The sequence below is a fragment of the Streptomyces sp. NPDC059564 genome, from assembly GCF_042735575.1.
Classification (GTDB): Bacteria; Actinomycetota; Actinomycetes; order Streptomycetales; family Streptomycetaceae; genus Streptomyces.
The window spans coordinates 1-10,562 of record NZ_JBHWBP010000273.1; the positions used below are offsets into that span (position 1 = coordinate 1).

Genomic DNA, 10,562 nt, shown 5'->3' on the forward strand with positions numbered 1-10,562 from the left:
ACCCCGGAGGAATGGCACGCGGCCCTCGACCCCACCATCGTCGGACTCTCCCTCGTCACCCGGGAGTTCGTCGCCGGACTGCCCGAACGCGACGCCGGGGCCGCGATCGTGAACATGGCGTCGATCTCGGCGCACATCGCGCAGAGCGGCTACCTCACCTACAACACCGGCAAGGCGGCCGTGCTCGGATTCACCCGGTGCGCCGCCCAGGACCTCGCCCCGCGCGGCATCCGGGTCAACTCGGTCAGCCCCGGGACGGTGTGGAACGCCAACAACGAGCGCTACCACCGCGAGGTCCTCGGCCTCGACCGGGCGACGGCCGAGGCCGCCCCCGAACACGGCGGGAAGTTCCTGCTCCGGCGCTTCGCGGATCCGGCGGAGGTCGCGGCCCCCATCGTGTTCCTGCTCTCCTCCGAGGCGAGTTTCATCACGGGCACCGACCTCGCGGTCGACGGCGGATATCTGGCGGTTTGACACGGTGATCGATCTCCACACCCAGCACGACCGGTGCGGGCACGCCACCGGATCGCTGCGCGACTACGTCACGGCGGCCCTCGACCGGGGCGTCCACGTCCTGGGCCTCTCCGACCACGCCCCGATGTTCGCCTCCGACGAGGACCAGGCCCTGCCGCGCGTGGCCATGCCCAAATCCCACTTCCCCGCCTACATCGCCGAAGCCCTCGCGCTCAAGGAGGAGTTCGAGGGCCGCATCGAGATCCTCGTCTCCGCCGAGGCCGACTACCTCCCCGGCGGGACCGAGCCCTACCGCCAGGCGCTGAGCGGTCTCCCGCTGGACTACGTCATCGGCTCGGTCCACATGTTCGAAGACCGGGACATCTTCGACACCACGCGGTGGGAGACGGTCGACGAGTCCGAACTCCCGGCGGTCAAGGCCCGGTTCTTCCAGGAGGTCGCCGCGTCGGCGCGCTCCGGGATCTTCCACGTCATGGGGCACGTGGACGCCCTCAAGGGCAACCACCCCGTCCTCGGCGCCGTGCCCGCGCCCGCCGCCACCGACGAGATGCTCCGCGCGATCCGGGACTCCGGCTGCGTGATGGAGCTCAACACCTCGGGCGGCACCAAGAAGTGCGGCGGCTGGTACCCCGAACCGGACGTACTGGAACGGGCCCACCACTTCGGCGTACCGATCACCTTCGGTTCCGACGCGCACGTCCCCGAACGCGTCGCCGACCAGTACGAGCAGGCCGTGGAAGTGCTGCGCGGCATCGGCTTCCGCACCTGGACGGTGTTCCGCCGCGGGACCCCGCGGACCCTGCCCCTGCTCTGACCGACCCGAACAGCCCCTGGAGCCCGTATGCAGGCCATCGAACTCACCCGCCACGACCCCGCCGGCGCGACGACCCGCTTCCTGCGCGTCCGCGGCCAGCCCCTGAAGATCGTCACCGATTCGCCGGGGGCCGACGGCCTCGTCTCGGAGACCTTCTCCCCCCAGGGCATGCTGGGGGTCGTCGACTCCCCGCACGAACCCGACCCGGACCTCACCATCGTCGACCTCGCGCGCGACCCCGCCGACATCGACGAACTGCTGCGCGAGGCCGCCGGCGCCGCCGTGCCGGGCGAGTACGAACTCACCCGCCACTACCGGCTGCCCCGCTACACCGCCGACACCTTCACGGTCTTCACCCTCCGCGACGTGAACTCCGACGAGGCGGCCGCGCTGATCCGCACCGAGGGACGCGTCACGATCGTGCGTCCCCGCTCGAACCTGGGCGACCGGTGGCTCACCCGGATCATCCGCGACGCGGCCACGAGGATCGCCAAGGCCGAGGGCTCGCTCGTCCTGCACTCCTCGGCGTTCGTCCACGACCACGGCGCCTACCTGGTCGTCGGCGACTCCGGAGCCGGTAAGTCCACGACGGCCGTCGCGCTCGCCCGCCTGCTGCCCTCGTCCGGCTGGATGGGCAACGACCGCATGCACCTGGACCGGCGCCACGACGCGTACCACGTCACGGCCTGCCCGCTGCCGCTCGCCATCAACAAGGGCTCGCTCGACGTCATGGGCATCACCGGCTTCGGGAACTGGTCCGTACGGGCCGGCTTCCCGCCGCCGGACTCGGACTGGGACCGGTTCCAGGGCGAGGACAAACTGAAGCTCAGCTCCCGGGAGGTGGAGCGCCACCTCGGCGTGAAGGTCGTGCCGGACGCACCGCTCGCCGGGGTGATCCTGCCGCGCGTCGACCTCGCGGCGGGCTACTCCCTCGAAGCCGCGAGCGCCGCGTACGCGGCCGAGGTGATCGCACGGAACTGCTTCTCCCTCGACGACAACCTCTACGGCGAGGACTGGCTGGAGGTACCCGTCCGGCGGCCCGGCGCACCCCCCTCGCTCGACGCCTTCCTGGAGCACCTCGCGAAGCTGCCCGTACTGCGCTGCACCCTGGGCGGGGCGGCCGACGTGGCGCGGCTGGCGGAGGGGGTCAGGGAGGCCGCCCGGGCGTGAACCCGCCGCTCAGGGGCGGTGGCGGCGCCCGGCCGCCGCCGCCACCTCGGTCACCAGCTCCAGATTGCCGGGCAGGCGCGCCCAGAACCGCGCGACCCAGTCGAGGTACCACGGCACGAGGCTCGCGCCGCGCTCCCCGAGCAGCAGCAGGTGCTCCCGCCGGGGGAGGAACCACAGGGCCCCGAGCCGGGCCAGGTCCGCGGCGTCCGCGTACGGCAGGCCCGGGGCGGTGCGCAGGTGCTCCAGGAAGCGCCGGACCGCCGCCCCGTCCAGTACGAAGTCGCCGCGGCCGCGGCGGCAGGTGAGCCACAGGGCCTTGGCCGCGTCGGCGGGCCGCCGGGAGAAACCGGTCTCGTCCCAGTCGATGACGGTCAACGGCCCCTGGTCGCCGTCGCCGTCTCCGTCTCCCTCTCCGTCTCCGCGGATCAGGTTCCGGCCGTGCAGATCGCCGTGGTGGACCACCAGGGCGTCCGTGTGGGTCAACCGGGCTGCGCTGTCCGAGAGTTGACCCAGGTGTGCGTCCACGGCCCGGGCCAATCCCACCCGATGCCCGGTCAGAAAAGGTTCCACGAGGGCCCGTTCCTGCTGCCCGTCGGACAGCCACGGCGACGCGTAGTCCCCGACGGTGTCCTCCGCCACGGCGAGTCTGTCCGCGCCCGCCGCGAGGGCGGAGAGGACGCCGGCCAGCGCGGCGACGTGCTCCCGCGCGTCCTCGGACGCCGCTCCCGGCACGAACGGCCGGATCACCACCATGCGCGGCCGCTCCCCGGGGTGCAGCCCCAGGCCGATCACCGGCGGGTACCAGGCGCACCCGCGCAGCGCCGCGTCCACGGCCGTGACGCGCCGCAGCTCCGTGTCCGTGGACCGCTCCGGGCAGTGCACCTTCACCGAGAGCTGCCGCCCGCCGTCGGCGACCCGGTACGAGGCGTTGACGCCCCGGCCCTCCAGGGCCCGCGCGCGCCCGGCCGCGATGACCTCCATGACCCGCCCGACCGAGGGCCCGGGCAGCCCGCTCACGCCGGGCCGCCGCCGTCCCCGTCCGGCTTGCCGTCGAACCAGTCGTCGACCGCCGCCGCCATCCGGGCCACCGGCTGGGAGCTGTCCAGCCGCAGCACCGGGCACGGCCGCTCCGCCAGCCAGCGGTCGTCCACGTCCCGGCTCCGGCTGGTGACCGTGCTCTCGTCGTAGCCCCGCGCCCAGTCCAGGAACTCCCGGTGCGCCGACTCCAGCCGGCCGCCGCGCGCGATCGTGTCCCCGTACCGGACCACCTCGCGGCGCATCAGCCGGTCCATGCGGCGCTCCCCTTCGAGGGACAGGTACACGATCGCGTCGACCCGCGCGATGACGCCGTCGCCCCAGCCCCGCAGCGACCCCGACAGCACCCACGCGTCGCGCGGCACGAACAGGGCTTCCATCAGCGCGAGCCGCTCCTCGGCGGGGCGTTTGTGGGTGTAGGGCGGCGAGGTCGGCAGCCAGAGGTAGTCGTCGACGTCCGCGTGCGGAACGGCCCACCGCGAGGCCAGGGAACGCCCCAGCGTCGTGGTCCCCGTCCCGCTCGGACCCGTGACCAGCAGGCGACGCCGGCGCATGTGCCGTCTCCCCTCGTCGTGCCCCGGCGCACCTCGGCGCGCCCGGCCGTTCCGCCCCGCCGCCGACCCGGCCGACAGGACCCGTCCGCTCCCGATCCTAGGGGCCGACGGGCCCCCGCCGCCGCGGACGGCCGGATTCCGACGGCAGACAGATCCCGGCGGCGCCGCTACTGTCGCCCGCATGCCGACCGCGCTCGTGACCGGTGTCTCCCGCGGCCTGGGCGCGCACCTGTGCCGTGCGCTCAAGGCCGCCGGGTACCGCGTGCTGGGGGCGGGCCTCGCCGCCGCCGCGGGGCACGACGCGCTGGACGACTACCGCCGCGTGAACCTGCGCGAACCGGTCCCGGAGGACCTGTTCGCCTCCGAGGACGTCGACGTGCTCGTCAACAACGCCGGGGTGTACCTCGACGACCCCCGCCGCGGCTACGGGGACCTCTTCGCGCTCTCCCACGACGACCTGCGGACTACCTTCGAGGTCAACCTCTTCGCCGCGGCCCGGCTGGTCCTGCGGTACGCGCCGCTCATGATGGCGCGGGCCTCGGGCCGGATCGTCCACGTCTCCTCGGGCATGGGCCGGCTCCAGGACGCCGACGGGGCCTCCTTCGCCTACCGCTCCTCGAAGCTGGCCGCCAACTCCCTGGTCCTCACCGTGGCCCGGCACTTCGCGGACCGCCCCGGGGACCTGTCGGCCTTCGCCTACTGCCCGGGCTGGATCCGGACCGGCATGGGCACGCCGTCCGCCCCGCACGACCCCGCACCCGCCGCGGCCGACCTGGTACGGCTGCTGGACGCCCCCGCCGAGGCCTCCAACGGCCGCTTCTTCCGGGGCCTGCGGGAGCTGGGCTGGGACACCCGCGGGCCCTGGGTGGGGGACGGGCCCGCGTAACCGGCGCACGAGCCCGGCGCGCCCGTCCGTCCGAGGCGCCCTTGTCACGGTTCGACCGGCCGACCTAGGCTCGCACCGGACATATCACCTGGCCGAACCGGACGGTACCGGGGGGATTCGCCCCGGCGCGGTTCGCCGCCACCACGCTGCCCCTTCGGGCGCGGACCCAGACCTCGGGGTGATGCACGCACATGACCGCTTCCGGCACCACGCACCACTACGTCGTCCGTTCCCCCTTCGCACGCACCGGCCTCAGCTGCTCACGTCCCGTCGCCGAGCACATCGACCGCCTCGCCGCCCCCTACCTGACCCTCCTGCCCGGCCCCCGCGAACCGGGCACCTGGCGGACCATCGCCGACGCGGCGCCCCCGCGGGGCGCCGTACCGCACTCGGTCACCGCCCAGGGCGAGAGCGCCGTCGACTACGCCGTGGACCATCCCCGCAAGGAGCTGTACCACCTCGCCCCCCGGGGCGAGTCGTGGGTCACCCAGTCCCTGCTGCGCGCCACGCGCGCCATCCACCGCAGCGAGGCCAGCCGGCAGGGCGTCCTGTTCCTGCACGCGGGCCTGGTCCGGCTCGGCGGCCTGGGCGTCGCCGTGGTCGGCGGCAGCCGGGCGGGCAAGACCTCGTTCGTCATGGCCGCCGTGCTCGGCGGAGCCGGCGTCATGGTCTGCAACGACGACGTGAGCCTGACCGCGGACCGGGACGGCGGCGGCGTCACCGGCGCCGGCTGGCCCCGGTCCATCTCCGTCCGGCTGGACACCCTCGACCTGCTGTTCGGCAAGGACCGCGCCGAGGCCGTCCGGGCCTCGCTGACCCACCCCGCCAACGAGACGCTGCTGAGCCTGCGCGACTCGGGCGTCGAACGGCACGGGACGGCGCTGATCTACCCCTGGGAGTACGCGGACCTCCTGGGCACCGGCATCGGCCGGTCCGCCCGGGTCGACGCGATCGTCCACCTGAGCCTGGCCGACCACCCGTCCGAAGCCGAACTGGCCCCCGTGGCACCCGCCGAGCGGGGCGCGCTGCTCGACCGGCACGTCCTCGCACTGCCCAACAAACACCTCAACATCTTCGGCCACGAGCCGGCCCCGGAACGCCTGCGCCGCACCCGGCAGGCCCTGACCTCCCTGCCGACCTTCCGCTTCCGGTACGAGTTCCAGGACGTCCGCCGCCAGGTCGACCGGCTCTCCGGCCACCTCCGCGCACGGATCGCGACGCCGTGACACCGGTGCGCGGGCGCCGGCCGGGCGGCGCGGGCGGCCCGCTCAGAGGCCGAGCGGCACGGGCCGTACGGGAACCCCGCCGCGGACCAGCGCCGTCAGCGGGGTCCCGAGGTCGCGCGGCGAGAAGAGGTCCGGACCGCCGTACTCCACGACCTCCCGCAGCGGCCACCACCGGATCCCGTGGATGTTCTCGGCGGCGAGCTCGTCGTCGGCCAGCGTCCCGCGCGGCGTGAACGACGCGGTGCGGACCAGGAAGTAGTCGTTGACGATCCCGTCGTACCCGCGGCTCATCCCCGGGTCGAGGACCTCCTGGTGCCACACGTGCGGCGGATCGCCGGTGACGGCGAGCCCCACCTCCTCGTCCAACTCCCGCCGCAGGGCGCCCAGAAGGGTCTCGCCCGGCGCGACGCCGCCCCCCGGAGCGGCCCACACCACGATCTGCCCGGAGGGGTCCGGAAGCACGAACCGGCAGAGCAGCAGGCGGTCGGCCTCGTCGAGGACGAGCGCACGTACGGCGTGCCGGAGATTCACCTCGGTCATCGGGCCACGGTATCCGCGACCCGGCCCGCGCACCGGGTTTTCGCAGATACCGATACAGGGGGCATATCCGGACAGGAAACGCACACAGAACGGCCGAAACCGCGGCCTTGATGCCCCGATGAACCCTCTTCTACGGTGTCCACTCCACCAGGACACCCCGACCCACCCACCGAGAGGGGACCCGTGGTCTTGCCCTCCTTCCGCACGCACATCTCCGCCGTCACCGGCATGGACGACTTCGACGAGGCGGAGGTGCTCGAAAAGATCCACCTCGCCGACGGAGACGTCCTGATGCTGTCGGGCTCGCTCGTCGACGGCTCCGGCACCCCGTCCTCGGACTTCGACTTCTCCGTCATCGCCCCCGCCGAGGACGGCAGGTTCCACCGCGACACCTTCCCCCGCGCGCGCCACATGCGGTACTACACCAGCGGCGACCGGGTGAAGGCCAGCTTCGACTACCTTCCGCACAGCCTGCTCGGCGTCGACGTCGAGTACTGGACGGCGCCGGAGATCACCGCCATGCTCGCCGCGCACGCGCAGCTGTACACCCACATGCGGGGACGCGCCCGCAAGTCCTCCGCCTTCGCCGCCTCCGCCGTCGACTTCCGGCTCCTGTCCCGCCTGACGTACGGCGTCCCGCTGACGAACCGGGCCGCCTACGAGAAGATCACGGCGGAACTGCGCCCCGGCGAGATCTGCTACACGGCCTTCCGCACCGCCGTCGGCAGCTACCCCGACTTCCGCGACCTGGCCGGCATGTGGGCCCAGGGCGACCACGCGTGCGCCCTCACCGCCGCCCGCAAGCTCGGCGTCGACACCTTCCGGGGCCTCACCCACGTGTACGGGAACACCAACCGCAACCCCAAGTACCTGCCCCGGTTCCTCTCCCGCCTCCCCGAGCCGCTCGCCCCGCTCGCCGAACGCTACCGCCGCCTCGCCACCCTCGGCCCGGCCACACCGGACGCCGTGGCCGGCACCGTCCTGGAATGGCTCGACCTCATCGACCTCGCCTTCGCCCAGATCCGCCGGGCCCGCGACGGCGCCGACGCCTTCGTCGGACGGGAGGAGTTCCTCGGCCTGCTCCAGGGCGAACTCCACCGCACGATGAGCTGGAACGCGGAGATCTCCAACGAGTACTCCTTCCGCGCACGCGAAGCCTCCGACGACGTGCCCCCGCTGCGCGACCTGCTCGCCGCCCTGGAGAAGCGCGGCGAAGCCGCGCACGGACTCCCGCTGCGCCAGTGGGCCGCCGGCCGCACGGCGCCCGCCGGCGAGAACAACCAGTCCGGCTGAGGGGCCCCTCGTGTGCCGCATCTACGGCTACTTCGGGCTCGACCTCGACGCGGCCGCGCTCGACGCCGCCCGCGACGCCCAGCTCCCGGGCGGCCCCGACCAGCAGCGCCACGCCCGCGGCGAACGCTGGGGCCTCGGCTGCAACCGCCTCTCCATCCAGGACCCCGGCCACGGACACCAGCCCTTCGCCAACGCCGACGGCACCGTCCACGCCGTCTTCAACGGGGAGATCTACAACTTCCGCGCCATCAGGGAGGAACTCGCCCGCCACGGCGTACAGGTCGAGGGGGACTCCGACGGCTCCGTCCTCGTCCCCTACTACGAACTCCACGGCGACCGCTTCGTGGACCGCCTCGAAGGCATGTACGCCATCGCCGTCGTGGACCTGCGCACCGGCCCGCCCCGGCTGAAACTGTGGAGCGACCCGCTCGCCGTCAAGAGCCTCTACTACGCCGTCACCGACCGGGGCATCGCCTTCTCCTCGGAGCTCGGCGGGCTCGCGCCACTGCTCCGACGGCCCCTCGGCGTGGACCCGTTCGCCGTCGACCACTACATGAACTGGCAGTGCCTGCCCGACGGGGCCTCCTGGTACGCCGGAGTGTCCTCGCTGCGCCCGGGCGAACGGCTGGTCCACGACGGCGGCGGCGCCGAGCGGCACCTCTCCGCCACCGCCGACTCCGATACGGAGGCCGCAGACGAGGACCACACGCCCGGCCGGCTGGCCGGCCTGCTGGCCGAAGAGGTGGCGCGGATGTCCCTCCAGGACGCCCCCGTCGCCGTCCAGGTGTCCGGCGGGCTCGACTCCGCCGTCCTCGCCACCCTCCTCGGCGGCCTGCGCCCCGACGTCACCGGCTTCCACGTCACCCACGAGGGACGGCACGACTCCGACGAGGAGCACTACGCCCGCCGCGCCGCCGCGTACGCCGGGATCCCCCTGCACGTGGTGGAGATCCGGGAGGCGGAACTCCCCGCGCTGATCCCCGCGACGGTGAGCGCGCTCGGCATGCCCAACGCCACCCCGCACGCCCTCAGCGCGTACGTCCTGTTCCGGCAGATCGCCGACAGCGGCTTCCGGGTCTGCTTCGTCGGTGACGGCGCGGACGAGCAGTTCGGCGGCTACCGCCGCTACAGCACCGCCCTCGCCGCCGAGGACCCCGCCTGGCGCCCGCGCTACCTCGACCGGCTGTCGCTGGTCCCCGAAGCCGAGTACCGGGGCCTCTACACCCGCGAGTACCGGGCCCTGCTCGACGCCGAGGGGAGCAGCCGGCAACGGTCCCTGGAACTGCTGGGCCGGCCCGCCCCCTCGCGGCTGGAGCAGATCCTCGGCTTCGACCGGCTGCACAAGCTGCCGGGCCTCAACCTGCGCAAACTCGACCACCTCTCCATGGCGCACGCCGTCGAGGGCCGCGTGCCCTACTGCCAGCCCGCCGTCACCCGCTTCGCCCGGCGCACCCGCGACACCTGGAAGGTCGACGGGTCCCGGCGCAAGCGGATCCTGTGGGACGCGGGCGCGCCCTTCGTCCCGGAGGCCGTCCGCACCCGCCAGAAGCAGCCGTTCACCTTCCCCGTACGCGCCTTCATGGCACCCGGCACCGCACTGTCGGAGTTCGCCGTCGCCACCCTGACGCGGCCGCGCCTGTGCGCGTACGGCTTCCTCGACGCGGCGGCCGTACGCGACGTCCTCACCGAACACGGGCGGGGCCGCGACCACGCCCGCCTGCTGTGGGGTCTGATGATCCTCGAACTGTCCCTCCCGTAACCCGTCCGGCAGGACGCGGTCCCCTCTCCAGAAAGGCACCACCCGTGCGCACCATCCACGTCGTCACCCACCCGGAGGCCACCCACCACGTCGAGGGGCTGGTCGGAGGGTGGCACGACTCCGACCTCACCCCCACGGGCCTGCGCGAGGCCGCCGCCATCGCCCGGGCGCTGCGCGACGCCGTCCCCGAGGGGGCCGAGGTCGAACTGTTCTCCTCGGACCTGCTGCGGACCCGGCGGACCGCCGAGGAGGTGGGCGGCCTGTTCGACGTGAAGCCGGTGCTGGACGAGCGGCTGCGGGAGAAGTCGTACGGCGAGGCCGAGGGCAGGCCGCAGGCGTGGCTGGACGAGCGGTTCCTCCCCCCGCCCGCCGTCGGCGACCGGATGGCACACCAGGAGGGCGTCCGGGAGGCCGAGACCAAGGAAGCCTTCGCCCGCCGGATCTACGCGGTCATGGACGAGATCCTCGACCACCCCCGCGAACACCAGATCGTGGTGACCCACGGCTACGCCCTGACCTTCGTCGTCGCCGCCTGGATCGGAATGCCGGCCGCCTCCCTCGGCTACGTCAACTTCCGCGCGCCCTCGGGCAGCATCACCACGCTGCGCGAGGACGACTTCTTCCACAACCGCCAGGTCGTCCGCCTCGGCGACACCCGCCACCTGGACGCCCTCGCCTGACGGCCGCCGGATCCGCGGCGGCGGCCTTCGGGGACGGCCTTCGGGGACGGCCTTCGGGGACGGCCGTGGCGGCGTCCCGGTGCGGGGTCAGCCGGGGGTGAAGGGGGGGGGGCGCTGGGCGACGATCGGGG

11 protein-coding genes are annotated in these 10,562 nt (G+C 73.6%); 8 read left to right on the forward strand and 3 right to left on the reverse strand.

Annotated elements, in window-relative coordinates; translation table 11 throughout:
- From ACFV0Q_RS31295 to ACFV0Q_RS31305, 3 genes are all read left to right on the forward strand, one after another.
- Window positions 1–474: SDR family NAD(P)-dependent oxidoreductase (locus tag ACFV0Q_RS31295; protein ID WP_385009849.1), on the forward strand; the 474-nt coding region annotated here is incomplete at its 5' end.
- Between the two features lie 4 nt (window positions 475–478).
- Window positions 479–1,288 carry a histidinol-phosphatase gene (locus ACFV0Q_RS31300; protein ID WP_385009851.1) on the forward strand — a complete coding sequence of 270 codons (810 nt, stop codon included), beginning with the start codon at window positions 479–481 and terminating at the stop codon, window positions 1,286–1,288.
- Between the two features lie 27 nt (window positions 1,289–1,315).
- On the forward strand, window positions 1,316–2,458 hold the full coding sequence (locus ACFV0Q_RS31305; RefSeq protein WP_385009853.1) for a hypothetical protein: 1,143 nt from the start codon (window positions 1,316–1,318) through the stop codon (window positions 2,456–2,458).
- 9 nt (window positions 2,459–2,467) lie between these two features.
- Here the strand turns inward: ACFV0Q_RS31305 and ACFV0Q_RS31310 are convergent, their stop codons facing one another.
- Both ACFV0Q_RS31310 and ACFV0Q_RS31315 read right to left on the reverse strand, forming a co-directional pair.
- Complete coding sequence (locus tag ACFV0Q_RS31310) at window positions 2,468–3,475, reverse strand: phosphotransferase (RefSeq protein WP_385009855.1); 1,008 nt, start codon at window positions 3,473–3,475, stop codon at window positions 2,468–2,470.
- Entirely contained in the window at window positions 3,472–4,047 is a 576-nt protein-coding gene (locus tag ACFV0Q_RS31315; RefSeq protein WP_385009857.1) for a hypothetical protein, read from the reverse strand. The genes ACFV0Q_RS31310 and ACFV0Q_RS31315 overlap by 4 nt, the downstream gene beginning before the upstream one ends.
- A gap of 181 nt (window positions 4,048–4,228) precedes the next feature.
- Here ACFV0Q_RS31315 and ACFV0Q_RS31320 point away from each other — a divergent pair, with 181 nt between their 5' ends.
- Window positions 4,229–4,933 carry an SDR family NAD(P)-dependent oxidoreductase gene (locus tag ACFV0Q_RS31320; RefSeq protein WP_385009859.1) on the forward strand — a complete coding sequence of 235 codons (705 nt, stop codon included), beginning with the start codon at window positions 4,229–4,231 and terminating at the stop codon, window positions 4,931–4,933.
- A 191-nt stretch (window positions 4,934–5,124) separates the two neighbouring features.
- Window positions 5,125–6,159 (forward strand): hypothetical protein, encoded by a 1,035-nt coding sequence (locus tag ACFV0Q_RS31325; protein WP_385009861.1) that lies wholly within the window; start codon window positions 5,125–5,127, stop codon window positions 6,157–6,159.
- 42 nt (window positions 6,160–6,201) lie between these two features.
- Here the strand turns inward: ACFV0Q_RS31325 and ACFV0Q_RS31330 are convergent, their stop codons facing one another.
- Window positions 6,202–6,699: an NUDIX domain-containing protein gene (locus tag ACFV0Q_RS31330; protein ID WP_385009862.1), complete on the reverse strand. Its 498-nt coding sequence runs from the start codon at window positions 6,697–6,699 to the stop codon at window positions 6,202–6,204.
- Between the two features lie 183 nt (window positions 6,700–6,882).
- On the opposite strand from ACFV0Q_RS31330, the gene ACFV0Q_RS31335 reads away from it, so the two are divergent.
- Genes ACFV0Q_RS31335 through ACFV0Q_RS31345 form a run of 3 tightly spaced genes read left to right on the forward strand, consistent with a single transcriptional unit; the run spans window position 6,883 to window position 10,431 of the window.
- Complete coding sequence (locus tag ACFV0Q_RS31335; RefSeq protein WP_385009864.1) at window positions 6,883–7,992, forward strand: hypothetical protein; 1,110 nt, start codon at window positions 6,883–6,885, stop codon at window positions 7,990–7,992.
- Between the two features lie 10 nt (window positions 7,993–8,002).
- The gene (gene asnB / locus ACFV0Q_RS31340) at window positions 8,003–9,751 is read left to right on the forward strand and encodes an asparagine synthase (glutamine-hydrolyzing) (protein WP_385009866.1); all 1,749 of its coding nucleotides are present in this window, start codon (window positions 8,003–8,005) and stop codon (window positions 9,749–9,751) included.
- 44 nt (window positions 9,752–9,795) lie between these two features.
- Entirely contained in the window at window positions 9,796–10,431 is a 636-nt protein-coding gene (locus ACFV0Q_RS31345; protein ID WP_385009867.1) for a histidine phosphatase family protein, read from the forward strand.
- Window positions 10,432–10,562 lie beyond the last annotated feature (131 nt).

Coding starts and splice junctions, on each gene's coding strand:
- ACFV0Q_RS31305 (WP_385009853.1), top strand. CDS start 1,316: ATGCAGGCCATCGAACTCACCCGCCACGACCCCGCCGGCGCGACGACC.
- ACFV0Q_RS31315 (WP_385009857.1), bottom strand. CDS start 4,047: ATGCGCCGGCGTCGCCTGCTGGTCACGGGTCCGAGCGGGACGGGGACC.
- ACFV0Q_RS31320 (WP_385009859.1), top strand. CDS start 4,229: ATGCCGACCGCGCTCGTGACCGGTGTCTCCCGCGGCCTGGGCGCGCAC.
- ACFV0Q_RS31325 (WP_385009861.1), top strand. CDS start 5,125: ATGACCGCTTCCGGCACCACGCACCACTACGTCGTCCGTTCCCCCTTC.
- ACFV0Q_RS31330 (WP_385009862.1), bottom strand. CDS start 6,699: ATGACCGAGGTGAATCTCCGGCACGCCGTACGTGCGCTCGTCCTCGAC.